This is a genomic window from Virgibacillus dokdonensis, from assembly GCF_900166595.1.
Taxonomy (GTDB): Bacteria; Bacillota; Bacilli; order Bacillales; family Amphibacillaceae; genus Virgibacillus; species Virgibacillus dokdonensis.
In genome coordinates, this window is sequence record NZ_LT745763.1 from 2,344,921 (window position 1) to 2,371,808 (window position 26,888).

The following is a 26,888-nucleotide window of genomic DNA, read 5'->3' on the forward strand; positions in this document are numbered from 1 at the left end:
ATTTTTCCACGAAATTGTCTGCTTTTCTAAACAAAAAAATCCTCTCAATCCCTCAAGGGACGAGAAGACTCGCGGTACCACCCTTATAAATATGGGAAATACTCTCCATATTCACTCGACATCGATAACGGGAATAACCGGTCATTATTACTATTTGTTCATAACGACAACTCAAGAGTGATTTTCTAAAAGTCCGACTGTATCAGGCTCCCACCATCCGCTGACTCGCTAAATCAGTTCATGCTTTTATACTCTCTCTTTCCATGCTTTGTTGTATTCTTATTTAAGTTTAATATATAATGAGCACTTCATCGAACAGAAAAACAGTTCTGTGTATGAATTATATGTAAAAAATAAAAAACCGTCAAGATTTACGTTTCGCTTTCTTCCAATTCAAGGTCCTCTCCTAGCTCTGAATCAAATAATTGATCCCAATCATCTGTTTCAATCATATCTAACTGCGCTTCTACAAGCATTTTCAGACGAGTTCGAAAAACTTTCGCCTGCTTCTTTAATTCTTCTACATCCATAGATATACGACGAGACTTTGTTAAAGCCTCATTAATAATTCGATCTGCATTTTTTTCTGCTTCTTTAATAATTAACTTAGATTCTTTTGAAGCATTTCCTTTTAGTTCTTCTGCGGTTTCTTGCGCAATTAGAATAGATTTATTAAGCGTCTCCTCAATATTGGTAAAATGTCCTATTTTTTGATTCAATTGATTTACTTGTTCTTGCAGATCATTTTTTTCCCTAATTACCATTTCATAATCTTTAATCACTTGATCAAGGAATTCATTTACTTCATCTTCATCATAACCTTTCCACTTTTTAGTGAATTCTTTGTTATGAATATCGAGTGGTGTTAATGGCACGATCGCCACCTCCTATTTACTGAATCTCATTTACCTTTACCTTTTACACAATGTACATTGCTAAAATAACGATTCGTTCAAATAAAAAACTTCACTTCAACCATGATCTTTCGTTCACTAATGTTTATTATACACTATTCATTTCAACAAAAACTACTTAATTCCTGCAAAATTTTATAGAAAGCTACACTTATTTCTATATTTAATGGCATAATAAAGAAATTTTAGCATGACATCTTACATAGAAATCAAGAGGTTGTGTCTCATTTTAATCGTGCTAATGTAATTTTTTGCTTATCTTTTTTTGATCGGCCTCGCACATTTACTAATTTACTCCTTCCTTTTCCTCGCAATGAAAGGACATCTCCTGCTTGGAGCGTAAATGACACATCATCTACAAGTTTATAATTTACTTTAACCGATAGCTTTTTAATATATTCAGTTGCTTCTTTTCTCGATAAACGATAAGCTTCCTTCACCACAACATCGAGTCTTAATGAAGAAACAGTTGTTTCTTGTTCTAGCCAAATAGGTTCTCTTAGGTTCCATTCATTTAAGGGACGTTCTTCCAACTTGACAGAGGCATGCTTTATCTTAGTTAAGTGAGACTTTACATAGAGGGCTATTTCTGAAGCAACTACCAATTGAACGAGTCCATTGTCTACCACAATATCCCCTAGTATCTGTCGTTTTAAACCGAGCGACAGGCAAGCTCCCATTACATCACGATGGGATAAATGTATGAATTTATCAGGAAAATGGCCTTCGAGTAAGGTTAATCCCGTATCCACCGCTTGTATATCTTCATATAATGGTGCAATCACAGCCCGCTTGCGTTCGGCAAATTTATGACCACCATTAAACAACAAGTTAACATCACTATCCTTCGTCGAAATAAGTATGGTAACTAGCTGTTGCTCTCGAGGGTCAAGGAAGTTAGTCAACTTAGGTTGATACGTTCGTTCTACTTGCTCTTTCCAAGACAGAATCTGATCAATAAAAGCTTCTTCCTCTTTACGAAAATGTTGATATAATTCCATCATCGAAACTCCTAAACAAATATCATAAAAATAGTTCACGAAAAATAGTCGCAATTCCACTTTCAGATTGCATTCACCATTTCACGAGTACGCTTAGATTAACATCCAATACAATTGCTGTAAACCGCCTTGAGCAAATCTTAAAACAATGATCGCAACAATTGGAGAAAAATCTATCATTCCTAGTGGTGGTATAAATTTACGAAACACTTCTAAATATGGTTCACAAATTTTAGTCAAAACTTCACCGAATGCCGATTCACGAGCGCCTGGAAACCAGGACATGAATATATAAATAATTAATGCAAATGTATAAACCGTAAAAGCCATATTTATTATTTGAAAAATTTCTTGCATGTATCCATTACCATCCTTTACCGTATTCTTCTTCAAGTGTATCTGTAATGGAACCAGTAACATTCACATTATCAGGTGTACATAGGAATGTTTTTGCTCCAAGTTTTTGAATGTCTCCGTTAACAGCATACACCGTTCCGCTTAAAAAATCGACGATGCGCATTGCCTGTTGGTTCTCCATGCGTTGTAAATTAATTACCACTGCACGACGGTTCACAATATTATCAGCAATTTCCTGTGCCTCGCTATACGTTCTTGGCTCACATAAAACAACTTTAGAAGTTGGATTATTCACACTTGTAAGGTTTACTACGTTTTTAGGTTTGTCTTTTGGTAGTGCTTGCTCAGCCTCAAACTGGTCAGCATCTACATATTCGTATTCATATTCATCTTCCATTGTGAAATAATTCTTCAGCTTATTTTTTATACTCATTACCTCACCCCACTAAGTTTGTACCAACTCGTATATGAGTAGCACCTTCTTCCACAGCAATTGTATAATCATTACTCATCCCCATAGACAAAAAGTTACAAGGAGCGTGTATCAAATTTTGCATTTGAATGTCATTACGTAATGTAGCTAAATGACGAAAAATACTTCTCAATCTTGCCTCATCTTTAATATGTGGTGCCATAGTCATCAAGCCAATTACCCGTATTTTTGAATACGTTTTTAAGTTTTCAATAAAGGTAAATAACTGTTCAGGACGCACACCATGTTTTGATTCTTCTCCACTAACATTTACTTGAATAAAACAGTCAATCTGTTTATTGGCTCGTTTCTCAATTTCTTTCGCTAAAGAAATCCGATCTAACGAATGCAATACATCAATATGGTTAATGACATCTTTCACTTTTCTTGACTGTAACGTTCCAATGAAATGCCAATTAGCTCGACCATGAAAATGGTTATATTTTTCTAAAAAGCCTTCCAAACGGTTTTCTCCAAGATCAGTAATCCCTGCTTGTAGCGTTTCTTCTGCTCGCTCTATTGTAACATATTTCGTCACTGCTATGATGGTAATATCCTCTTTTTTTCGCTGACATGCCTGACAAGCATGCGCAATATTTTCCTGAATCGTTTGTAAATTGCTTGCTACGTCCATTGTTGCTTATTCTCTCCTCTCATGTTGTCATGGTAAAAAGCCAATAAAACCTAACATTCGCCCTGTTTCCCCATGATCTCTGCGATGTGAGAAAAAAAGTGTTTCATCGCGATATGTGCAGTAATTTGTTACATCTATATTATTACGTAATACCCCTGATTGTAAAAGGATATCTACATTTAATTGTTTCAAATCTAGTAAGTAACGGTTTTCTGCCTTTGTATCAACTACGTTTGCTTTAAAAATTGTGGGGATTTGATTTACTACATGTGCATCCACTTCATAACACATTTTCGAAATGCATGGTCCTACGGTAACAAGTAAATTTTCTCTCTCAACTCCATATCGTTGTAACTTTTCGACCATATGCTTGGCCATTTGGTGAACCGTTCCTTTCCATCCAGCATGAGCAATTCCAATAAAAGATGTTACAGGATCATAAAAATATAGTGGGACACAGTCTGCAAAAAAAGCCGATAACATGATATTAGAGTGATTAGTAATGAGACCGTCAACTCCCTTTATGGCAGAATGATAATTTTGAGCACCTTTTCCCTTATCTGATGGACGAACAAAATGAATATTTGTTTGATGTACTTGCTGGCCACATACCCAGTTCTCCAAAGGGAATCGAACATTACGTGCAATACGTTCCCTGTTCAATAATACATTCTTTGACAAATCGTCTACATGGAAACCGACATTTAAGGATGTATAGCTCCCATCACTAACACCATCTTTTTTAGTTGTAAATCCAGCTACAATTCGTTCGTTTAATCGTTGCCATTTCTCTATATGTAAATACGTTGTTTGCAATGAATGAAAGACGTCACTCAATATAGCACCTCCTATAAATCCTAATCATGATATATTTTATCATAAATTGCATTTAATTTTTAACGTCTTATGTTACATTATTTTAACTGTATGAAATGGTTAGAAAAACTTGGCTTGTTGCCAAGTCTTATGGTGAAAGCTTTTTTTCATATACTATTACCAAAAATCTTGTACTTTCCATATTGCAAGAAAAACGTTTTCTATTTTAAATTTATGTGCTTGAGTTATAATATAATGTTGGCTTTTCCGCTTCTTTTACAAGAATAACATCGGTACCAATTCGTATTATTTGTTGCCAGTCAATCACTAATTCCTCGGATTTTCCAAATAGACCGCCTTTCTTATCCCTTGGAATAACAATAATAGCAGCTATTTTCCCCAACTTTGTATCTATTTCTAAATCATGTATATGACCAAGTTTCCTTCCACTATCCATAATAATAACCTCTTTTACTTGCAGTTCTGATAACCTAACCATCTTTCCACCTCTCTCAACATGCTTTTTTTCATCAGTTCAACAACCTCTAATAATTATATATATGCTAAATCAATGCATTCTTTCTTTATTTCTTATTTAAATCTGTACATTTATTACTGAATGAGAAAGAAGTCTACCACATGAGAAAGACTTGACATATCGCCAAGCCTTTAGAGAAAAAGCTGCAGTTTCTCTTACACCTAAGTTTTTCTATTATGCAAAAAAATAGAAGAGAGATCAAGTTTATCTTCTCTTCTACTTTTTTAATATTATAAAGTTACCGCAAGCCCCTTCATAAGCTGATAATGAGCGTCGTTAAATAGTGTCAACAGCACGATGTTCAGATTGTTGAGGAGGACTTTAGGTTACACCCTTCTTTCGGATTAACAAACCATCATGGTTTGAACCCCCATGAAAGAACAGTTCTATTCAAACATTTCATTGTTCATTTGTTTAATAGCTGCCTTTTCCAACCGAGACACTTGGGCTTGTGAGATTCCTATTTCATCAGCAACTTCCATTTGCGTCTTTCCTTGAAAAAAGCGCTTGTTTAAAATCATTTTTTCTCGATCATTTAATTGGTGCATCCCTTCCTTTAAAGATAATTTGTCCAGCCAAGTGGAGTCTTTTTCCTTGTCATCACTTATTTGATCCATGACATAGATAGGATCCCCACCATCATTATATATTGGTTCAAACAAAGATACAGGGTCTTGAATCGCATCTAAAGCAAAAACGACTTCTCCGTGGGGAATCCCCAATTCTTCTGCTATTTCCATTGGAGTTGGTTCTTTTGAAGTCTTGCTTATTAAATTTTCTCTCACCTGCAATGCTTTATACGCAATATCACGTAAGGATCTTGATACACGAATGGGATTATTATCTCGTAAGTATCTTCTGATTTCCCCAATAATCATCGGAACAGCATAAGTGGAAAATCTAACATTATGGGATAAATCAAAATTATCAATGGATTTCATTAATCCGATGCAGCCCACTTGAAACAAATCATCAACGTATTCTCCTCGATTATTAAACCGTTGTATTACACTTAGAACTAGTCTTAGATTTCCATTTACCAACTCTTCACGAGCAGCTAAATCATCTTCCTCCTGCATTTTTTTAAACAGTTTCCGCATTTCTTCGTTCTTTAATACGGGTAATTTTGATGTATCAACACCACATATTTCAACCTTATGTCTCGTCATTTATGTTCAACCCTCCCAGTTGGTGATGCTGTTCATGGACAGTATCTCCGTAATAGAGGGTTTTTATGCAATTCGTTATCTTAAATTCATGATGAAAAAACATGAAAACTTACCAACACAAGGTTAAACCATTTTATTAAATTCTTTTTTTAATCGTCGAATTATTTTTTTCTCCAATCTGGATATATAGGATTGGGAAATTCCTAACATATTGGCTACATCTTTTTGTGTTTTTTCTTCTTCACCAATAAGTCCAAAACGCAATTCCATAATTTGTTTTTCACGAGGGTTAAGCTGTGATAAGGCGTTTTTTAACAAATGCTTATCTACATTCGTTTCTAAATCTCGGGTTATAATATCTTCATCCGTCCCTAAAACATCAGAAAGCAATAATTCATTTCCGTCCCAATCTATATTCAATGGCTCATCAAAAGAAACTTCTGATTTTAATTTATTATTTCGTCGTAAATACATGAGAATTTCATTTTCAATGCAGCGAGATGCATACGTTGCCAATTTTATCTTTTTTTCTGGATTAAAGGTATTAACAGCTTTAATAAGACCGATTGTACCTATGCTAATTAAATCTTCAATATTAATTCCCGTGTTTTCAAATTTTCTAGCTATATAAACGACTAAACGTAAATTACGCTCTATTAAGATGGCTCTAGCCGATTTATCCCCTTTAGGCAATAAAGCTAATAATTCCTGCTCCTCCTCTTTAGACAAAGGTGGAGGTAGTGCTTCGCTACCACCAATGTAATAAATCTCTTCTGATTTTATACGTAGCTTTACTAATAATTTAAGCCACCATAAACGAAGACGCAATTTAGAAATTCTCAACATTTATCTCTCCTTTATGCACTATGAATGGTAGATGTTTGAATCATTCTCGGATGTAATAAACAATGATAACTTGCATCTTTTGTTAATTCTCCAAACTGAATCCCGATTAACGCTTTTCTTGTTGTAATTCGTTCTTCTCCATAGTAAATAATGATTCGTTCGGGACGTAGCGTAAATAGAAACATATTATTTCCTTCTACACCTTGATAAGGTACTATTTGTAAATATTTCTCCCACTCCGCTGGTAATGCTTCAATTTGAAAAGTATGATAGCAACGCTCCAGATCCGCCCAAGTCTGTTCAGAGAACCATTGCTTTAAAAACACTTCATCACATAGGACAACTGGTTTTTTAGTAATTGGATCGGTTAATTGATTTCCACTATCAATAAATCCTGTTGTTGAATAACTTTTTCCTTTCATTTCAATAGTTACTGGTAAAATTTGGTCATAACGAATTTTTTCTTGTACGTGCTTGTCCAAACGGAATTTTGTAAACAGCCACACTATTGGAAAACCAATTACTATAAACAACCAACTTATCGGATCACCGAAACCACTGTTATACGTTAAAAAGCCATTTGTATGCACATAAAATGGCCGTTGGAGTAAAAAGTGGATAGCCGTTAAACCACCTCCTATCGAAAAGCTTACAAAGTAAAATAATGCAAATAGCTTTACCCATCGATACTTATTTCTGTAGCCAAAGGCAACAATAATAATAATGCCAGATGCTACTATTTTCCCTGGCACACTAGTAGCAATAGATTCAGGAAAATAGATAGAAATAGGTACGGTCAAGGATGCAACGAACGCTCCAATAGCTAAACGAAGCTTTTTCGTATCATCTCTAGCCAATGCTTGGGTAAGCATTAGCAGCATAAAATCCAATAAAAAGTTCAACGCCCAAACTGCATCCAAGTAAATAGTCATATTGACTTCCCTTCAATTATCAGGAATCATCATTTTCTAGCTTTTAATAGTAAAGCTTGCCATAAAGTGAAGCTTCAATCAGTGGAGGGTTCTTTATCCCCGTAGATTGTTAGTAGCCCAGGGTATGGCCTAAGGGCCTTTGAACGAATCGGAGATCTAGGTGCTGTTATGTTCCATTTAGCTCACATCTCTAATTCTTGAAGCGGGAGTCTTACAGCACCTTATATCCGAGATAAATTATAGTGATTATAGTATAGCGAAGCAGACAAGAAAAGTCTGTCATATTCTGTATCGTATATTTGACTAATTTTCTCGAGATATTAGAAGGTTTGTCATTTATGTGTGTGACTTCATTTTATGTCAATTGTAGATATAGAGCCATTATTAGAAAGCCTTTGTTTTTCTTTTATACTATAAACCAAAAAATCTTAGGGAATATTCCCTAAGATTTCTTTAAACTGTTTTCTCACTTTTAACGATTTCTATTTCGGTTCCGGTTTCGCAAGAAGGTAGGAATATCTAATGTATCCTCTTCTTGGGCATGGCGCTGTTGCTGTTGAGGTTCAGGCTCTCTTTCTCTTTCCCTTCTTGACACTGTATCATTTGTACGAGTCGCTGCATGTTGCTGCTGTGCAGATCGCTGCTGTCTAGCAGGTTGTTCTGATTTTTGAACAGATTCATCAAAACCTGTAGCAATGACAGTGACTATAATTTCGTCTTTTAAATTTTCATTAATAACAGAACCAAATATTACGTTCACTTCATTATCTGCAGCAGAAGTCACTAAGTCCGCAGCTTCTTGCACTTCATATAAACTTAAATTTGTTCCACCGGTAATGTTCATTAAAATACCATGTGCGCCATCGATGGAAGTTTCAAGTAATGGTGAAGATATAGCTTTTTTAGCTGCTTCTGTCGCTCGAGTTTCACCTGTTGCGACACCGATTCCCATTAAAGCAGAACCTTTATCATACATAATTGTTTTAACGTCAGCAAAATCGACGTTAATTAACCCTGGTTTAGCAATTAAATCAGATATGCCTTGTACACCTTGACGTAATACATTATCAGCTTCACGGAAAGCCTCCAACATCGGTGTATTTTTATCTACTATTTCCAACAAACGGTCGTTTGGAATGACAATTAGCGTATCAACGCTTCCTTTTAACGCATCGATCCCTGAAATGGCTTGGGTGGAGCGTCTTCTTCCTTCAAAGGAAAATGGTCGAGTAACTACCCCGACTGTTAAAGCACCCAAATCTTTAGCAATTTGTGCTATAACAGGTGCAGCACCTGTTCCCGTTCCTCCCCCCATACCAGCAGTAACGAAGATCATATCTGCACCTTGTAACACTTCTTCCAGTTGCTCTTTACTTTCTTCAGCTGCTTTCTTTCCAACTTCTGGATTAGCACCAGCACCCAAACCTCTTGTCAATTTTTCACCTATTTGAATCTTTAATTCAGCTTTAGAAAGGTTTAATGCTTGCGCATCGGTATTTACTGCTATAAATTCTACACCTTCTACACCATGCTCAATCATACGATTGACAGCATTGTTACCTCCTCCACCTACTCCAATTACTTTTATTGTAGCTAATTCTTCCATATTCATATCAAATTCTAACATAGTTCGTTCCTCCTAATGTGCAAAATTACAAACGTTCTAGAAGCTAATTGAATAGAGGTTATTTTTCGTATATTAATAGAAAACTTTCATATAATAAAAGAAAGTGTCTACTTTAATCAAAAAAATACTTAAACAAATTAGCAATTTTAGCTTCTTTTTTCTTTGGTTCTTTCGTTTCATTTGCTTTCGCTTGTTTCTTTATACGTTTTGGTTGAGCGTCTGGATCTTGTGAAATGACAGTTGGAAATAAATCTTTTCCCTGTATTTTCGCATTCCAATAAGCAAATTGCAAGATACCAACGCCTGGAGTAAATTGTGGCTCCCGCACACCTATGTAATCGGGGATAGCAATTCGAACATTAGAACGAAATACGTCTTCAGCCAACTCAAGCACACCAGGCATTGCCATCGTTCCACCAGTTAATACATAACCCCCAGGTAATTCCTGATAACCCATTTGTCGTATTTCTTTCTCAGCAAAGGCATAAATTTCTTCCATCCTTGCCTCAATTATATCTGCTATTTCTAATTGATTCGACGTTTGTTTAGAATTACTTCCGATAATGGATACATCGAATACTTCTTCCTCCATTGCATCATCATAGAAGGCATGTCCAAAATTTAACTTTACATTTTCAGCTTCTTCTGTCGACGTACGTAATCCAATGGATAGATCTTTTGTGATATTGTCTCCGCCTAATTGTATAACACTAGATGAAACCAGATGGTCATTTTCGAAGATGGAAACTGTGGAGCAACCGCCGCCTACATCTATTAAAGCGACTCCCATGCTTTTTTCATCTTTCGATAAAGCAATTGTTCCGGCGGCAAGCGGTTGAAGGCAGATGTCCGCTACTTCGAGGTTAGCACGTTCTACACATTTTAAGATATTGTGCAAAATAGTTTTTGAACAAGTAATGATAGTCCCTTCCATTTCTAAACGTACGCCAATCATCCCTCTAGGGTCATTAATTTCATCTAACCCATCGACAATAAATTGTTTAGGAATAACATCAATGATTTCTCTTTCTGGAGGAATAGACATTACTTGCGCACCATCAATTACCCTTGTAACATCTTCATCCGTTATTTCACGGTTTTCGCTTTGAACTGCTACAACTCCGTGGCATGGTTGCAATTGAATGTGATTCCCATTCACTCCTACAACTACGCGTTCAATTTTCATACCAACCATTCTTTCGGCTTGGTCTACTGCATTACGAATGGAATGTACCGTTTGATCTATATCTATGATAGCTCCTTTTTTCATACCATTCGATTTAGCAGTACCTACACCAATAATATTTAATGAATCATTTAAAACCTCACCGATAATTACTTTTATTTTTGATGTACCTATATCTAGGCTTACTAAAATATCACTGTTGTTCAAAACAAGGCACCTCCCAAATTCAAAAGCTGCACAAAAGCAAACTTCTCTCCATAATATATTTTTATCTACTATACTTTTTTAGCGACAGATGTAATGTTCTTAGATTTATCATTTCCTATAATACACGCACAAAACGTAATATATAAATTTATTCCACATAAAACTAGTAATTCCCTTTATTTTTTAGTACTTTTTTTACACTATAGGAAAGTATAGATTTCTAGGGTTTATGGTTTAAGCAAAACGACGGCTTTAAAGTCATGTTTTTCTAACATGGCACTTATCCATTGAAATGAAATATTCGCGCCGTACAAATGGATTGTAGAAAAATACACTATAACTTATCTCTAAGCTGCTAATACACAAAGGTATCGCTTCATAAACCAAACAACATTTAAACACTATTTAAAACGATTTTTCTTTTCTAATATTCTTCATTTATGAACCAAAATGAAGGGGTTAAGTTCCTTATTTTCGGATGCTAAAATTATAGAGCTCACTACTTTTTTAATCGTATAAGAAACGCTAATATAGTCATTCGTAAAACAGATTCAAAATATGTCGTTTAGAAAAAATTGATTTATAAAAAGGATAGTTTTATATAAACACTTGACTGAGAAACAATCTTCTTAAGTTAAGAATCCATTAGATAATGGTTTCCTATTGCAAAAACAAAACGCTAATCCTCCTTCTCAGCCTTTTGTCCCTTCTTTCCATTGTGAAATGACTCGAAATATGCACCAACCCCAATATGAATAATTCCTTCGCTTTCTTCATCTAGTTGTGACACGATGGAGGGGTATATTTCCATACTATCAGCAAAGTTTGGAATGCGAGCATCAACGATAAAACCATCATTCATATATAACCGCATCTTATCGTTATTATCTTTTTCTGGTGTCCAATGCACTTCCGAAATTAGATTTCGAATCGTTTCAGGTAGTTTTTCCATTTCATTCGTTAACCTATGTAAATACGTTTCCTTATTAAACCCCTTTAATAGCGGAGCATCTCCATTATACGTTTTTTTTGCCATACTTTGAAGTGTTGTTCCATTACCTAATACTGGATAGTAAGTCGTTTCTTTTTGTGTGTAACCAACAAGTTCGTATTCTTCAACCGTGATGGAAACGGTCCAAGGTAATTTTCGACTTACCTTAGCAGAAGCAATAATTGGACTATCATTTAACATCGACTCTATCGCATCAGTATCAATTGTCCATATGTTTTTATTATCGGTTAAATCCGCTTGTTTTACAATTTCATTATCCTGTAAAAAAGAATTACCTTCTACTTGGATCGTACGTATATAACTTAACGGCGATTGTAAATAAACAATAATTGAAATCAAAATGAAAAAAATAGACAGGTAAAATAACAGCCTGCGGTTTGCCTTTTTTTTCCTTGCTTGTTTTAATTTTGGAATTCGATCTTCAATCGAAACGACTTTCTTCTGAGCCATCTCCATTTCTTCCTTTATCCTAAATTAACAACAAGAAATGGCATGTACATGCCATTTCAACTTGTTACTATGAGTATATCATATAATCTATGGAAAAATGTAGTGAGACTTAGGGAAATGTAAAGTTTTTTATTTCACTATCTTGTTCTGCTATGGTCCAAAAAATACTACTGGAGAACTTACATATTTTGGGTAATCGGAAAATAGTGTGGAAAGAGGGTTAAAAAGTACCCTCTTCCATAGCTTTAATCAGTGTGGAAAAATCAGCACCATAAACTTCTTCATATACCCATTCGTAACCAGTGTGTGACCAATTTGGGAATTGATCAGGTAACATTTTTCCGAAAGTGACTTCAACTTCTTTGAATTTCTTTTTCTTTTTAACTTTACGATAGCCTTGAGTAAACAAAATCTTCGCTCTAAGGGCCTCAAAAGAGTAACCACGACCAACATGATTCATTGTCTTGATTAAACGATTCAAGGATTCTGTATAAGCGTTTGTAATCGGAGAATTGAAGTAATTGAATATTTCCTCTTCCCAATTATTCATAGCCTTAATCAGATCTTCAAAATAAGTCATTAATTCTTTTGGTACATTTGAAAGCCAACTTTGATAGAGTTTATAGGCGTCGTTGATTGATTCGGCTTCATAGATGTCAAAAAAATGCTCTTTGAGTTCATAAGCCTGTCCAAGCACTGGAAAGTTTTGAGTCCATACTTGTAGCTTTATCTGGTCATCAAAATCTATTAAGTCTTTATTCCTTGTAAGAAGGACATAACGATCTCTCATAAGTTGTCTGCGTTCTTTCGCTGATACATTTTGTCGGTTAGCTTTTCGGATTTTCTCTAAGGCTTCATTGGCTAATTTAACAACATGAAATTTATCAATTACAATTTTGGCATGTGGTATCACTGCGTTAACAGCACTCTTATAAGGATTCCACATATCCATAGCTACCAGTTCAATTTTATCAATTTCTTGGAGCTTTGAAAGGTAACTGATAACAGTATCTTTATTTCGTTTTCGTAAAATGTTAATGACTGACTTGTTTTCAACATCTGTTATGACACAACGATAGTTTTTAAGCAAATGGACTTCATCAATACCAAGCCATTTAGGAGTTCTAAAATCAGTTTGAGCTTCAAGTTCTGTAACATAATCATTAAAGATGTTTCTTACAGTCTTTTCATCAATCCCTATATCATATGCAACACTGGTAAAGGTCTTTTCTAGACTTGCTACCTGAATCCAATCTAGAAGTCTATTGGTTACAGAACGATTTACATCCATATCAGGCAAGTTTTCAAAGAATGTTTCATTACATTCACGACACTTGTAACGTTGGCGTTTGATGAATAAGCCGACACGTTTTGCATGCATAGGTAAATCAAAAAACAACTGTTGCTTCTTACCGTGTTTATAAAGATTAGACACCGTACCACATTTATGACAATGGGAGGGAGGTGAAATAGTTGGCTGCACCAAGAACCTATAATCGTCCCTACTCTCTTCCATATCGAGAATTATATAATTTGCTAGATTAAGCATATTGATTGTCATCTGTTTTCTTCCTTTATTAATTATCGTTAAACCCGTTTATAAACTAGAAAGAAAATGAATAGCCCAGTAACAGAAATTAATAGAAACCGCTTTAAAGATTCTGCTATTTAGTTGTTTAAATTAAATACCTAAATGGTAAATCGCTCCTACATAGTAGAAAGTATTGATTTTGCATGTTTTCTCGCTATATCTCTTCGCTCTTGCATAGTTAACTTGTTAAATTGTTGATCATTAGGCAATATAAGATAACTTAAAAATACACCTCCCAACTGTCTTGCACAAAAGTCGATATCAACTTGATGATCTTTACGTTTGAAATGACATTCTAGTCCTTTTTTTATACTTGAAAAGATAATTTCTGGTAAGTTAATTTTATCTGTTAAATTTCCCCTTAAACTCTCTGATAAAAGCATCCTTATCAAATCATAATTTTTTGATAATACTTCTAGTCTGTTTTCAATAATGTTCGTTAAAAATAATTCAGTATCTTTTTCTTTTGCAATTTCTAAAACATGGGAACCAAACTTATTTTCTAATACATGTTTGATAACTGTAATAAATAGGTTCTCTTTCGTGGAATATCTCCGATACAATGTTACCTCTGCTACGCCTGCTTCTTTAGCAACTTCCTGCGTTGTCGCTTGTAATCCTTTTTTTATAAAAACAGAAATAGCTCCTTTAAAGATTTGATCCGTTTTATCCAGCAAATCTCATCACCTTCTCACTCTTTTTTGTATGATAAACCAGTATGTGAAAAATTAAGATGTTTGTTTTATTTTTACAAATCTGTCTAGTATAATCAAGATTGGCGGCATTACAATCAATGTAGAGAATAACGCAAGTGAAATGTTAGTGAGTGTCATCAGTCCAAAATTGTTCAAAATTACAAAATCGGATGCAAGCAAGGCACTAAATCCGCCAATTGTCGTAATGGCCGATACAAAAACGGCTTTACCAATGTTTTTGTTGGCCATTTTGATGGCTTCCCTGCTCTGGTAACCTTTCTCTCTTTCTTCATAATATCGTTCCATGATTAATACGGTAAACTCCGTGCCGATACCAATAATTAATGCTCCCAATGTCGCCGTTAGTGGTGTGTAACTCATATCCAAAAAGTACATTACTAAACCAGACCATCCTACAATGAATATAATAGGCAACAAAGGAATAAACGCCTTAACAGGATGCCTGTAAATAACTAATAAACTTAAGAATACAAGTCCCATTCCAATCAAGGTCATCTGATATCTGCCAGTTGTCAAGCCTTGAATCATCTCCACATCTAAAACGGATTTTCCTGTGATTGTTGTTTCAAGCATATCCAAATCATTATTTTCCAAATAAACACCTAAGTCATCAATGAATAATTCTAAATCATTTGCCTCTAAGTGTTCAATTCCTACGGTAATAACACCTTTTGTTTCTGATTCATTAAAGAAAAGTTTTAACTGGCTTTCTGGTATATTAGCAACTTCCTCCTTAAATTCTTCGCCATCAGGCAACTCTTCATTGTTCATTTGCTTCACAACGCTTGTGAGCGAGTTTGTTTTTACAACAACATCAGGAAATTCAGTTTCAAGGGATTCTGTCAAATCATCAACCCATGTATTCACTTGATCCGAGAAAATATCGTAGCTTTCATATACAATGGATATTTGATCTGTTGTGCCGAGAACATCCCGTAATTTATGAATGTCATTTAATTCCTGTGTATCCTGAGGCATGAAGGTTTCCATATCTGTTTCCGCATCAGCATCCAGATCCACCCAGATACCAAAAGCTGCAGTGACAGCTACGATTATGATAATTATCCAACGAAAGGTGATTGTTTTTCCCGTGATGCAATCAAGCACTTTATCCGTTTTGGAAGGTGATCTTTTTTGCCGTTGTTTCGGTTGTTTTCCTTTATCTTCACTAAAAAAATAATCTCTGGTAAATAGTATTGGAATTAAAAGAAATATCCCTAGAATAAAACTTACCACTAAGCCGATTGTTAACATTTTACCAAAGTCTTGTATCATTGGTACAGGTGATGCATACAGTGAAATAAATCCAAGTGCTGTCGCAATCATTGCAGTTAAGACTGCCGGCACCATCATTTTTATGGTTTTATTTAAACTATCCTTCGCTTTCTCTTTATCGTTATTCATTCGAATCCTCCTTCGCTATTTCCTCTGCATAACGGTTTTGGAACTGAATGGCATAATCGATACCAAGACCAATTAAAATTGGAAAAACAGCCATTGATACCATGGTAATTGGTATTTGTAACCAGCCCATTAAACCTACCGTTCCGATAACTGCAATGAGAACAGTTACTAATGGCAATAAACGCCAACGGACTTTAAAGACAATAGATAACACAATCACCATGATTATAAGTGCCAGCCCCATCATGGTTTGAATACTTTCCTGCATGGAAGAGCGAGTAGCATGATCAAGTACAGGTTTCCCTGATACCATTGTTTCTGCTGATTCAATTTCTTCCTTATCTAAATAGTTGTTTATCGTATCAATTACTTCCGTTTTTTCTGCATCCTCTGTATCTCCATTAAGTTTTATCATCATGGTCATGCTTTGATCATCTATAATTACTTCTTCAAACATTGGGCGAAGTTCATCGTCATCATCATAAATCATGTTATCCAGTGTGTCTTGATTCTCAGGTAATCCAGGGGTCATAATGTCTGAGTAATCATAGATGGTTTTCATGTTTTCACTTATGGTTTGTAAATTCTCACCCATTTCGGCTAGACCGTCAGCAAGTTGGCTTAGCATCTCTGCCTGTTCTTTCTGTTTTCCTTCTATTTCTTCCTTGAGCCCTTGCATTTCCTTTTCTTTTTCAGCTCGTTGTTCATCCATTTTTGCTTGCATTTCTTCCTGTTGAGTTTCCTGCTGTTCTTTCATTTCCTGCTTCATCTGTTCTTGTTTCTCTTGTTGCCCCTCTTGTCTTTGTGCTTGCATCTCTTTCTGTTTCTCTACCTGCTCTTGTATTTGTTCAAGCTGCCCGTTTTGCTGAATTAACTGTTCGTCCAGTTTCTGTTGTATATTATTTAGGCCTTCTATTGTTTGTTCGGGGATACCAGGAAGTTGTGCCGAATCTTCAGATATCTGTGTCATTTGTTGTGACAGTTGAATTAATCCCTGACTGGCTTCCTGTATCTGTTCCTTCTGAGGGGTATCTTCCATTCGTTCTGCCAGTTCACTTAAATTCTTCCCTAATTCATTCGTTTGACGACCAAATTCGGCATATCCATCTACCAGATTTGTTGTTCCTTCTTCCAAATTCCCCTGAGCCCCAATCATGTTGGAGAATCCTTCATTTAACTCAGCAATTTGTCCTTCTATATCCGGAAGTCTAATCTCACCAACCTCAGGAAGCTGACTCTCCGTTTCTCCAACTTCAGGTAACGACGGCTCTTCTATCTCAGGGAGCTTTGGTTCCTCCAGCTCAAGAAGTGCCATTTCTTGATCACTCTCAGCATTTCCCTTCAGCTCATCACTAATGTCAGTTAGTTGACTCCCCATTTCATTTAACCCATCAATTGTTTCAGAAATACCATCTTGAAACGTATCCGATTGGTTATTTGCAATTTCTTCCACAAGTGTAACTGGGCTTAATATACTGTATATCGAATCATTATTTTGCAGCACATCTTCTATCCCTTTCATATGCTTTAAATGATCAGGGGTCAGTAAATTTTCTGATTCATACAAAACAATAATCGATTCCCCACCAAATTCCTCCTCCAACATTAAGTTATCTTGATATACATCTGAGCTAGGTTCTACCAGCGTATCGTTCCCAGTAGCCATAAATACATCTTTTACGCCAACTGCTAATAGAACCACAATGATCATCATGATAAAAATGGACTTCATCGGAAAATTACTTAATACTTTCGCAAGTCTTTTTAACATATTCATGTACTTCCTCCTTTTTTTCACCACTTTAAATGTTTGTTAGTAATAACTTTCATTTTTTTATAAAAAATCTTCCAAACGGTTAAAACTTCTTCAATAATGTAAGTTACCACTAACACACATATTACCAATAAATATTTTGGTTGTAAAGAAAGTTTTAAACATAAGGAAAATCGTATTTGTATAAAGAAAAAATGTCGCTCCAGTCATTTGACCCTTTTCTCTAACTATATTTCTACATGATTATCCGATTTATGATTCTAAGAAAGCTAATTTTCTAAAATGATTTTCCACACGATAATCCGAATACCCCATATTTTAAACCTGCATTGTGGCGTTACCCCCTTTATTTTTATTATAAACTTAGAAAAGACTTGGCATATACTATAAACGTTAAATTTATCATTTCCTATAATATACATCGAAACCCCAGATGTAATCATCTGAGGTTTCTTGACAAACATGTCCCTTCATGCATATGCGTATATAAATGAACAAGTTATTTCTATGATTCATTCAGGGCGGATGATGACATGTTTATATTTTTGTATACTTACTAATATTTAACAAAATACCTACAGAGCAAAGAATTAATGTTAAGGAAGATCCTCCATAACTCAAAAATGGTAAAGTAATTCCAGTTACAGGAATTAGCCCAATGACGACACTAATATTAATCATTGCTTGTATCGCTAGCATGGACACGATGCCTAGAGCTAATAGACGGGCGAAACTATCTGGTGCTTCTAAGGATATTTTGATTCCTCTCCAAAACAACAAAAGAAATAATATAATCACAACCGTACCGCCAATAAATCCTAATTCCTCACCCAAGATAGCAAAGATAAAATCCGTTTGAGGTTCTGGTAAATAAAAATATTTTTGTAAACTATTCCCGAATCCTAATCCTAATAAACCACCTGGACCGATCGCATATAATGATTGAATAATTTGGAAACCATCTCCTAGCGGATCCTCCCATGGGTTCAAAAAAGCTGTAATCCGACTAATTCTATATGGTGCAGAAGCAATCAAACCAATAAAACCCACTAACCCTAGAGCTCCTAAACCAAAAAAATGAGATAATCTAGCGCCTGCAGTAAAGACCATCACCATACAAGTTAATACTAATACCATACCTGTTCCTAAATCTGGCTGCAACATAATTAAACCAAAAGCAGTAAATATCAATAGAATGGAAGGTAAAAACCCTTTTTTGAACGATGTAATATATTTTTGATATTTGGCTAAGTGGGAAGCTAGGAAAATAATCAAACCTAATTTCATAAATTCTGACGGTTGAATACTAAATGCCCCAATTCCAATCCAACTTTGCGCTCCTCCTCTTATCATGCCAATGCCAGGTATTAAAACAAGAAATAATAAACAAAAACAAACTAGTAAAATCAGCTTTGCATACTTTTTCCATGTTGTATAAGGAACATTCATAATAAGCAACATAGCTATTACTCCAGTACCCGCAAATAACAGTTGTCGTTTTACATAATAGAAGGAATCAGAAAACTTATACGCTGACCAAACATAAGATGAACTATAAACCATTACAACACCAATTACGAGCAATCCAATAATAACTCCCATTAAAATATAATCTGGTGAAGCATTTGTTGAACGGTTTGTTTTTTGTAGCAAAAATAACACCCCACTTTTGATTATTACCAGGGGGTGTTTAAAAAGGATGCATCAATAATAGAAATGCGTATAAGATTATTTTTGTTCGTGATTGTAAAATGAACCATCAACCAGTAAATATTTTCAGCGTAGGAGTAGACAATAATCATACGCCAAGGTAAGTAGTTTCCTTCGTCATTCGGTGATTACTGGTAAGCAATCTAACTTCTCAATACGTAAATAAGCTTTCCACATTGAAATAACTTCTAATTTCTAACACCCTTTTATTATCTATTAAACAAGCCCCTATACTAATGTATGCACGGCTTGTATAAACATGTCTCCTCTTTCTTCAAACGTGCGATATTGATCCCAGCTTGCACAAGCAGGTGATAACAAGATGACATCATTAGGTTCAGATATTTCATAAGCTTCCTGTACTGCTGTTTGCACATTTTTAGTTACACGAATATCAGAAACTTGCGCTTTCATTCCCAAATTTTCTAGTTTTGAAGCAGTTTCACCAAATAATACCATTGCTTTCACGTGCTGCATATATGGTAGGAGTTCGTCAAAACCGTTACCACGGTCTAATCCTCCTGCAAGTAGAATAATAGGTTGATTAAAGGCTGATAAAGCTTTTTGCGTAGCTAGACAATTGGTAGCTTTTGAATCATTATAAAACAATCGCTCACGGTGATTTTCTACAAATTGTAATCTGTGCTTCACACCTGTAAACATACTTAACACTTTTTGAATTCCTTCATTTGTTGCTCCACTTAACTTAGCAGCTGCTACACTAGCTAAAATATTCTCGTAATTATGCGATCCTAATAAGACAATATCCTTACGTTCCATAATTTTTTCTTCTTTAAAGTAGATCGCTTCGTTGTCAAGCCAAGCCCCATCGCTCTGTTTCCTTTTAACAGAAAATGGTATTTTTTGCGCTTTTGCAAGTTTAATAGCCTTTAACAAATTTTTATCTTCTGCGTTATAAACAAGAAAATCATCTTTCGTTTGGTTTTTAAAAATATTATATTTTGCTTGTTTATAGTTTTCCCATGTTTTGTGATAATCTAGATGGGCTTTAAATATATTAAGTAGTACAGCAATTTTCGGTTTAAATTTCTCGACGCCCATTAATTGAAAAGATGATAGCTCTAGTACAAGATTCTCTTTTGGATGCAAATTTTTTGCCACTTCAGTTGCAACAATGCCAATATTCCCTGCAACTTTAACAGGTTTTTCACTTTGCTTTAGCATTTCAGTAGTTAAAGTCGTCGTCGTTGTTTTACCATTAGAACCTGTTATTCCAATAATTGGTCCGCTTGCCAATTGACCCGCTATTTCAATTTCAGTTATTACAGGTATTCCCCTTTGTTGGGCTGCTACAACAATAGGGTTATCATAGGAAATACCAGGGTTTTTAACGATGACTTCTATCCCATCTAAAACACGAATAGGGTGAGAGCCGAGAATTAACTCTCCCCCTATCTCTACCCCCATCTCTACCCTCATCTTATTTAATTGGTTTACATTTGCATCAGATTCTGTTGCATTTTGATCATTTATTCGCACTTTTTTCCCCTGTTCGAGTAATGTGGTTGCGGCTGCCGTACCGCTTTTCGCTAGCCCCAAAACTAAAACATGCTCATAAGGGAAATCTTTTAATTTTCTCAACTTATACCCACCTCAATATAAATTCCTAACGCGGCAAAAACAAGCCCTACTAGCCAAAAGGTTGTAACTACTCGCCATTCTGACCATCCCAAAAGCTCATAATGATGATGTAATGGGCTCATTTTAAATACTCTTTTTCCAGTTGTTTTAAATGATATAACTTGTATGATAACAGATAATGTTTCAATAACGAACACGCCGCCAATAACAACTAAAATAATTTCAAGTTTTGTTAAAATAGCAATGATCGCAATTGCTCCACCTAAGGCTAAAGAGCCGGTATCGCCCATAAAGACCTTCGCAGGGTGCGCATTAAATACTAAAAAGCCAAGTAAAGCACCAACGATGGCCAGCGCAAATATTGCTACCTCACTTTGTGGATATCCATACAATGCTAACACGGCAAATGCACCAAAAGCAATGGCAGCAGTACCAGCTAGCAAACCGTCTAATCCATCTGTTAAATTTACTGCATTAGATGCTCCAACAAGCATAACTATAATTAAAAGAGCATATGCCCAGCCAAGCTCTAATTGGAAGGTCGTTCCGGGTACAGATATATAAGTAGGAAAACCTTGTGCTTTTAAGACAAAATAAACAACCAGCGCAGTAATAAGTTGCCCAAGTAATTTTTGCTTGGAAGTTAATCCGAGATTTCTTTTTTTCATTATTTTTATAAAATCATCCAAAAATCCAAGTAACCCGTATCCTACTAATACGAACAACAAAATCCACATTTCATAGTTAACCCCAACTGGATTTACTTTCCAACTCATAATGAGAGAGGTGATAACAATACTGAATACAATCATAATCCCTCCCATTGTCGGCGTCCCGGTTTTTTTTAGATGGGATTTAGGTCCTTCTTCTCTAATACTTTGCCCAAACTTCAATCTACGCAAAAATGGAATAAAAATAGGAGATAAAAGGACGGTAATTAAAAACGCTATTAAAATAGTTACCATTAACATAGTGATATTCATTACTTTTCCTCCTTCGTTAGAAACCGTCCATCAATTCATTGACTATCGTTTTAATTCAGCTAAAATCGATTCAAATTTTAGGCCTCTCGATGCTTTAAATAATATAATTGCCTCTTCATGTAAATGGGGTTTTATATCATGAAGCAATTCAGCCTTATTCGTATAATGTGCAGCAGAAATATTGCTTCCTTGTTCTATTACTGCCTCTGTAATATATTTAGAAGCTTCACCATATGTGTAGACATTTGTAATTGGATTTTCGATGACAGCAGCTACAGATCGATGAATCGCCTCTGTATGTGCTCCTAATTCTAAAATATCCCCTAAAACAAGAATTTTTTCAGAATAATCTTCAAGCTGTTTTATTACTTCAATGGCAGCCTTCATAGAAGTTGCCGAAGCATTATAAGCATCATTAATTAACGTCACACCATTTTTTCCGTTTATCTTTTCAAAGCGCATTCCTGTCTTTTTAATATGATAAAAAGCCAATTGAATCTGTTCTACATCGATGTTCATACAAATTGCAACAGAAATTGCTAACGTAGCATTTTTAGCATGGTGTTTTCCTAAAAACGGAATCGTGTATGACGTAGCTTTGTTTATTATAAACGATGTTGCGTTGTCTTGTATATAAACCTTTGTTATTTGATATATGTTATGTTCTGCAAAACCACAAGTAATCAGCTTTTTTTGACCATGACAATGCTGCAATAAAGGTTCATCACCATCTATAATAAGCGCTCCTTTATCGCTTAATCCAAGTAAAATTTCTAATTTAGCCTTCGCTATATTTTCTCTAGAGCCTAGAAACTCAATATGAGATTCACCAATATTAGTAATTATTGCATAATCTGGTTTAGCTATATTGGTTAATACTTTTATTTCACCAGCATGGTTCATTCCCATTTCAACAACTAAAACTTCGGTATCTGGCTTCATTGATAAGATGGTCAGTGGGACACCGATGTGATTATTAAGGTTCCCTTGCGTATAATGAGTCCGATAGGTCGTTTGCATAATAGCTGCAACCATATCCTTCGTAGATGTTTTACCATTTGACCCCGTAATACCAATCACAACTGGATTGATTTTCTCGCGATAGGCAGTAGCCAGTTTTTGTAAAGCAGCCAACGTATCTTCTACATAGAAGACCATTAATGAAGAAGATACAGCTTCAGGAAGCTCTTTTTGCTCACTCCATAAAACGGCAATAGCTCCGTTATCTACTGCTTGCAATACATAATCATGGCCATCAAAATTTTCACCAATAATCGGTACGAATAAACCATTGGTCATTTCTGTACGACTGTCGGTATAAACGCCATGAATCGTTTGTTGATTCGCACTTCCTTTATAATCCAAAAACACATGAGTAAGCCAATTCACCGTAAACATTAGGCACGCTCCTTAGCTAGAATGGCTTGACGAGCAACTTCACGGTCGTCAAAATCATATTTTGTATGGCCTATTTGCTGATACGTTTCATGCCCTTTTCCCGCAATGATAATCACGTCATCTTCTGTTGCTTGGTTTATCGCTTCCTGAATAGCAACTTTTCGATCAGCAATGACGTCAAATGCTGTATCTTGATCTAATCCACTCGTCATATCTTCAAGAATAGCTAATGGATCTTCTGTTCTCGGGTTATCAGAAGTGAAGATCGGCTTATCAGCATACTTTACTGCTATTTCAGCCATTAAAGGGCGCTTGGTTCGATCCCTGTCACCACCACAACCAACGACGACAAAAACACGATTTTCAGCAAACTCCTTCACCGTCTGTAATACGTTCTCTAACGAATCAGGTGTATGTGCATAATCTACAATGACAGCAAAAGACTGTCCTTCATTTACGGGCTCAAAGCGTCCATTAATGCCTTCAATTTGCTTAAACGCTTGTTGGATCGTATCCAAAGGAATGTTAGAAGCTATCGCCGTAGCAGAAGCTGCTAACATGTTATAAACGTTAAACATTCCCATTAATTTGCTTTCAATTCGAATATTACCTACTGGAGTGATCAAATGAAAGTGGGTTCCAGCAGCACCTAGTTCAATATCTTTCGCCATCACTTGGGAAGCTTGATGTATGCCATACGTTAGCACCTGTTGTGCTGTGCTTTGTTTTAGCACATCGCTCGCCGCTTCATCCTGATTAATAATGGCGTATTTACGCCTAGTATGATTATAATTGTTACCCATTTGTGCAAACAAAAGACTCTTTGCTCGCAAATAATCGTCCATATCTTTATGAAAATCTAAATGATCCTGAGAAAGATTTGTAAACACAGCAATATCATAATTACAGCCATGTACTCTTCCTTGAACAAGTGCATGGGAAGATACTTCCATAATCGCTTTGTCTACATTCTGTTGAACCATTTTATTAAATGTCTGTTGCAAAAAAAGCGCATCAGGAGTGGTGTTAACTACCGGATACGTCTCATCGCCGATTTTCATATGTATCGTACCAATAACACCTGTTTTTTGTTTCGCTAACTGAAATATCGTTTCTAGTAAGTAGGTTACTGTTGTTTTACCATTCGTTCCCGTAATACCAATTAGGGCAAGCTTGTCAGTGGGATTATCGTAAAATTCCACAGCAAGCATGGATAGAGCTCGATGTGTATCTGGAACTACTATAGTTGGTAGCTTCGTGTTCACAGATTTTTCTGCTATAATAGCTACTGCCCCATTAGCTTCGGCCTGAGGGACAAAATCATGACCATCCACCGTATATCCAGATATACATATAAATACATCTCCAGGCTCTACCTTTCGAGAATCCATAACAATACGGTTAACGGTTAGTTTTGCCATATGGTCTGTTGTGTGATAAAAAGGTATACTCGTTAATAATTCCTCTAAGTTCATTCGTAACATCCCATTCTTCATTGAATTATCTCATTATAACATTCTTCTTGTAAATGACTTTTAAGAGGGTGAAAACACCCTCTTTCTTTTTCGCCTATCTATTATAGCAAATTTAAATGTGTTTAACGATTATTTTCTGCTAAATACACTCTGATTTTTGATCCTTGCTCCACTTTCGTCCCTGGTTTAGGCGCTTGATCTACAATGTAGTCGCCATCACCACTTGTTTCAATGGATAAATTGGTCATATATTCCTGCAAATCTTTCTTCTTCATTCCCTTCACATCGGGCACCTCAATTTTAGGCTGTTCTGGCCATTGATAATCCTTTTCAATACCTTCTGTTCGCGGTTTTACATCCATTGCCCTTAGGCTATCTCCAATAATTGTTCCTACCACAGGGGCAGCCACAACCCCACCAAATTGCACTGCATTTTTTGGATTATCTACAGCAACATATACAACAATTTCAGGATCATCAGCTGGGGCAAAACCAATAAAAGAAACGACATAGTTATTTTCCATATATCTTCCATCCGGACCAACTTTTTGCGCTGTTCCAGTTTTTCCACCTACTCTATACCCATCGACATATGCAGGGCGCCCAGTTCCTTGAGCTACTACACTTTCCAAAGCATGGCGTATTTCATTGGAAGTATTTTCAGAAATAACTCTCTTTTTCATGGTCGGTTTAACTTGCTTTTGGACAGACTGAGTCGTTGAATTAATCCATTCCTCTGCAATATACGGCTCATATAAGAATCCTCCATTCACCGCTGCAGATACAGCCATTACTTGCTGAATTGGTGTTACCGAAACACCTTGACCGAAAGCTGTAGTAGCTAATTCAACTGGCCCAACATTTTCAGGTTTAAATAAAATCCCAGTACCCTCTCCTTGCAAATCAATTCCTGTTTTCTTTCCAAAACCAAACAGATCAATATACGAAAATAGTTTATCTTTTCCTAGCTTTTGACCAAGACTCACAAATCCTGGGTTACACGAGTTTTGCACTACTTCTAAATAGCTTTGGTGTCCATGTCCCCCACTTTTCCAACAATGTAATTCCGAACCTCCCACAGAGATATCGCCATCATCATGGTAATGGTCTTTATTTAAATCAACCACTTCTTCCTCTAATGCAGCAGCAAGTGTAATAATCTTAAATGTAGACCCAGGCTCATACGTACTCCAAATTGGTAAATTACGGTCAAAAATATCAGAGTCCACTTCCTGATAGTTTTCCGGATGAAAGTTTGGCCTAGATGTCATCCCAAGTACACCACCAGTCTTCGGATTAACAGCAATTGCCACTGCACCATCTGGGTTATATTTTGAGGCAACTAAATCCAATTCTCTTTCCATAATCGTTTGCACGCGTGTATCAATCGTTGTTTTTAAGTCAAGCCCATCTTCTGGTTCGGAGTATATATCTGCTAAGCGTTCCAGTCTTCTACCTTTAGCATCAGAATAAAATGATAAACTACCTTTATTTCCGCTAAGTTGTTCATCATAAAATAATTCCAAGCCCATTAGACCTTGATTATCTATCCCTGCAAAACCGAGGACATGAGATAAATCATCTCCAAACGGATAATGACGTTTTGAGTCTTTTGATAAATATACGCCATTCATATCTAATGTTCTAATTGCTAGCTCTTGTTTTTCGTTAATTTTTCTACCTTCCGGGTGAATATTTACACTTGAAGCATTCTTCGTAACATACTCAAACGCTTCATCCTCTGACATTTGTAAAATGGAGGCTAGTTTTTGAGCTGTTTTTTCAGCGTCATCTATCTGTCTAGGAACAACGACCACAGATGGAGCTGTTACATTTTCGGCTAGTACCTCTCCATTACGATCAAGAATTTTTCCTCTCTCTGGTTCAAATTCAATATCTCGCGTCCATAATTCTGTAGCTTGTCCCATCAACTCATCGCCAATTACAAATTGGACATAACCTAAACGAATATCGATAATAACAAACACCAATATTCCAATAAGAAAAACAGTGACAATCCTCTTTTTTGTAGTCACAGCAGATACACGTTTCATACTACATCTCCTTTTTAAAG

23 protein-coding genes and 1 other annotated feature are annotated in these 26,888 nt (G+C 35.7%); all 23 genes read right to left on the minus strand.

The annotated features are described in order from the left end of the window. Window positions 1-52 precede the first annotated feature (52 nt). Window positions 53-273 (minus strand) — a binding site (T-box leader). Between the two features lie 98 nt (window positions 274-371). Next, a complete protein-coding gene (locus B2C77_RS12585; protein ID WP_077704292.1) occupies window positions 372-875 on the minus strand; it encodes a DivIVA domain-containing protein in 504 nt (167 codons plus the stop codon). Between the two features lie 263 nt (window positions 876-1,138). Continuing rightward, complete coding sequence (locus tag B2C77_RS12590; protein ID WP_367946642.1) at window positions 1,139-1,918, minus strand: YlmH family RNA-binding protein; 780 nt, start codon at window positions 1,916-1,918, stop codon at window positions 1,139-1,141. Between the two features lie 90 nt (window positions 1,919-2,008). Continuing rightward, entirely contained in the window at window positions 2,009-2,272 is a 264-nt protein-coding gene (locus B2C77_RS12595; protein ID WP_077704299.1) for a YggT family protein, read from the minus strand. 7 nt (window positions 2,273-2,279) lie between these two features. Next, on the minus strand, window positions 2,280-2,705 hold the full coding sequence (locus B2C77_RS12600; protein WP_077704302.1) for a cell division protein SepF: 426 nt from the start codon (window positions 2,703-2,705) through the stop codon (window positions 2,280-2,282). A 4-nt stretch (window positions 2,706-2,709) separates the two neighbouring features. Continuing rightward, the gene (locus tag B2C77_RS12605) at window positions 2,710-3,378 is read right to left on the minus strand and encodes a YggS family pyridoxal phosphate-dependent enzyme (protein WP_077704305.1); all 669 of its coding nucleotides are present in this window, start codon (window positions 3,376-3,378) and stop codon (window positions 2,710-2,712) included. 27 nt (window positions 3,379-3,405) lie between these two features. Further along, window positions 3,406-4,215, minus strand: a complete 810-nt coding sequence (pgeF, locus tag B2C77_RS12610; protein WP_077704308.1) for a peptidoglycan editing factor PgeF — start codon at window positions 4,213-4,215, stop codon at window positions 3,406-3,408. Window positions 4,216-4,426: 211 nt separating this feature from the next. Beyond that, entirely contained in the window at window positions 4,427-4,693 is a 267-nt protein-coding gene (locus tag B2C77_RS12615; protein WP_077704311.1) for a YlmC/YmxH family sporulation protein, read from the minus strand. A gap of 425 nt (window positions 4,694-5,118) precedes the next feature. Beyond that, on the minus strand, window positions 5,119-5,901 hold the full coding sequence (gene sigG / locus B2C77_RS12620; RefSeq protein ID WP_077704314.1) for an RNA polymerase sporulation sigma factor SigG: 783 nt from the start codon (window positions 5,899-5,901) through the stop codon (window positions 5,119-5,121). 123 nt (window positions 5,902-6,024) lie between these two features. Then, window positions 6,025-6,744 carry an RNA polymerase sporulation sigma factor SigE gene (gene sigE, locus B2C77_RS12625; protein WP_073005714.1) on the minus strand — a complete coding sequence of 240 codons (720 nt, stop codon included), beginning with the start codon at window positions 6,742-6,744 and terminating at the stop codon, window positions 6,025-6,027. Between the two features lie 14 nt (window positions 6,745-6,758). Next, window positions 6,759-7,679, minus strand: coding sequence for a sigma-E processing peptidase SpoIIGA (gene spoIIGA / locus B2C77_RS12630; RefSeq protein WP_077704316.1), 921 nt, complete (start codon window positions 7,677-7,679; stop codon window positions 6,759-6,761). Window positions 7,680-8,151: 472 nt separating this feature from the next. Then, on the minus strand, window positions 8,152-9,306 hold the full coding sequence (gene ftsZ / locus B2C77_RS12635) for a cell division protein FtsZ (RefSeq protein WP_077704320.1): 1,155 nt from the start codon (window positions 9,304-9,306) through the stop codon (window positions 8,152-8,154). A 112-nt stretch (window positions 9,307-9,418) separates the two neighbouring features. Further along, a complete protein-coding gene (gene ftsA / locus B2C77_RS12640; protein WP_077704323.1) occupies window positions 9,419-10,699 on the minus strand; it encodes a cell division protein FtsA in 1,281 nt (426 codons plus the stop codon). Window positions 10,700-11,378: 679 nt separating this feature from the next. Beyond that, a complete protein-coding gene (locus B2C77_RS12645; RefSeq protein ID WP_077704327.1) occupies window positions 11,379-12,161 on the minus strand; it encodes a cell division protein FtsQ/DivIB in 783 nt (260 codons plus the stop codon). A gap of 220 nt (window positions 12,162-12,381) precedes the next feature. Beyond that, window positions 12,382-13,722 (minus strand): ISL3 family transposase, encoded by a 1,341-nt coding sequence (locus B2C77_RS12650; protein ID WP_077704331.1) that lies wholly within the window; start codon window positions 13,720-13,722, stop codon window positions 12,382-12,384. Between the two features lie 146 nt (window positions 13,723-13,868). Then, window positions 13,869-14,429, minus strand: coding sequence for a TetR/AcrR family transcriptional regulator (locus tag B2C77_RS12655; protein WP_077704334.1), 561 nt, complete (start codon window positions 14,427-14,429; stop codon window positions 13,869-13,871). Window positions 14,430-14,480: 51 nt separating this feature from the next. After that, a complete protein-coding gene (locus B2C77_RS12660; RefSeq protein WP_077704337.1) occupies window positions 14,481-15,872 on the minus strand; it encodes an efflux RND transporter permease subunit in 1,392 nt (463 codons plus the stop codon). Then, on the minus strand, window positions 15,865-17,649 hold the full coding sequence (locus tag B2C77_RS12665) for an MMPL family transporter (RefSeq protein ID WP_077704340.1): 1,785 nt from the start codon (window positions 17,647-17,649) through the stop codon (window positions 15,865-15,867). Before B2C77_RS12665 ends, B2C77_RS12660 begins: the two co-directional genes overlap by 8 nt. A gap of 534 nt (window positions 17,650-18,183) precedes the next feature. Continuing rightward, entirely contained in the window at window positions 18,184-19,248 is a 1,065-nt protein-coding gene (gene spoVE, locus B2C77_RS12670) for a stage V sporulation protein E (protein WP_077706906.1), read from the minus strand. A 336-nt stretch (window positions 19,249-19,584) separates the two neighbouring features. Beyond that, window positions 19,585-20,958 (minus strand): UDP-N-acetylmuramoyl-L-alanine--D-glutamate ligase, encoded by a 1,374-nt coding sequence (gene murD / locus B2C77_RS12675; RefSeq protein ID WP_077704343.1) that lies wholly within the window; start codon window positions 20,956-20,958, stop codon window positions 19,585-19,587. Next, window positions 20,955-21,941, minus strand: a complete 987-nt coding sequence (mraY, locus tag B2C77_RS12680) for a phospho-N-acetylmuramoyl-pentapeptide-transferase (protein ID WP_077704346.1) — start codon at window positions 21,939-21,941, stop codon at window positions 20,955-20,957. The genes murD and mraY overlap by 4 nt, the downstream gene beginning before the upstream one ends. Before the next feature lie 42 nt (window positions 21,942-21,983). Continuing rightward, a complete protein-coding gene (locus B2C77_RS12685) occupies window positions 21,984-23,339 on the minus strand; it encodes a UDP-N-acetylmuramoyl-tripeptide--D-alanyl-D-alanine ligase (RefSeq protein WP_077704348.1) in 1,356 nt (451 codons plus the stop codon). After that, window positions 23,339-24,814, minus strand: coding sequence for a UDP-N-acetylmuramoyl-L-alanyl-D-glutamate--2,6-diaminopimelate ligase (locus B2C77_RS12690; RefSeq protein WP_077706907.1), 1,476 nt, complete (start codon window positions 24,812-24,814; stop codon window positions 23,339-23,341). The genes B2C77_RS12685 and B2C77_RS12690 overlap by 1 nt, the downstream gene beginning before the upstream one ends. Before the next feature lie 122 nt (window positions 24,815-24,936). Next, window positions 24,937-26,868 carry a stage V sporulation protein D gene (locus tag B2C77_RS12695; RefSeq protein ID WP_077704351.1) on the minus strand — a complete coding sequence of 644 codons (1,932 nt, stop codon included), beginning with the start codon at window positions 26,866-26,868 and terminating at the stop codon, window positions 24,937-24,939. Window positions 26,869-26,888 lie beyond the last annotated feature (20 nt).

Coding starts and splice junctions, on each gene's coding strand:
- B2C77_RS12665 (WP_077704340.1), bottom strand. CDS start 17,649: ATGAATATGTTAAAAAGACTTGCGAAAGTATTAAGTAATTTTCCGATG.
- sigG (WP_077704314.1), bottom strand. CDS start 5,901: ATGACGAGACATAAGGTTGAAATATGTGGTGTTGATACATCAAAATTA.
- B2C77_RS12690 (WP_077706907.1), bottom strand. CDS start 24,814: ATGAACTTAGAGGAATTATTAACGAGTATACCTTTTTATCACACAACA.
- B2C77_RS12695 (WP_077704351.1), bottom strand. CDS start 26,868: ATGAAACGTGTATCTGCTGTGACTACAAAAAAGAGGATTGTCACTGTT.
- B2C77_RS12595 (WP_077704299.1), bottom strand. CDS start 2,272: ATGCAAGAAATTTTTCAAATAATAAATATGGCTTTTACGGTTTATACA.
- spoIIGA (WP_077704316.1), bottom strand. CDS start 7,679: ATGACTATTTACTTGGATGCAGTTTGGGCGTTGAACTTTTTATTGGAT.
- mraY (WP_077704346.1), bottom strand. CDS start 21,941: ATGAATATCACTATGTTAATGGTAACTATTTTAATAGCGTTTTTAATT.
- B2C77_RS12605 (WP_077704305.1), bottom strand. CDS start 3,378: ATGGACGTAGCAAGCAATTTACAAACGATTCAGGAAAATATTGCGCAT.
- B2C77_RS12660 (WP_077704337.1), bottom strand. CDS start 15,872: ATGAATAACGATAAAGAGAAAGCGAAGGATAGTTTAAATAAAACCATA.
- B2C77_RS12650 (WP_077704331.1), bottom strand. CDS start 13,722: ATGACAATCAATATGCTTAATCTAGCAAATTATATAATTCTCGATATG.
- B2C77_RS12685 (WP_077704348.1), bottom strand. CDS start 23,339: ATGTTTACGGTGAATTGGCTTACTCATGTGTTTTTGGATTATAAAGGA.
- B2C77_RS12615 (WP_077704311.1), bottom strand. CDS start 4,693: ATGGTTAGGTTATCAGAACTGCAAGTAAAAGAGGTTATTATTATGGAT.
- ftsZ (WP_077704320.1), bottom strand. CDS start 9,306: ATGTTAGAATTTGATATGAATATGGAAGAATTAGCTACAATAAAAGTA.
- spoVE (WP_077706906.1), bottom strand. CDS start 19,248: ATGGGAGTTATTATTGGATTGCTCGTAATTGGTGTTGTAATGGTTTAT.
- B2C77_RS12600 (WP_077704302.1), bottom strand. CDS start 2,705: ATGAGTATAAAAAATAAGCTGAAGAATTATTTCACAATGGAAGATGAA.
- B2C77_RS12645 (WP_077704327.1), bottom strand. CDS start 12,161: ATGGCTCAGAAGAAAGTCGTTTCGATTGAAGATCGAATTCCAAAATTA.
- B2C77_RS12590 (WP_367946642.1), bottom strand. CDS start 1,918: ATGATGGAATTATATCAACATTTTCGTAAAGAGGAAGAAGCTTTTATT.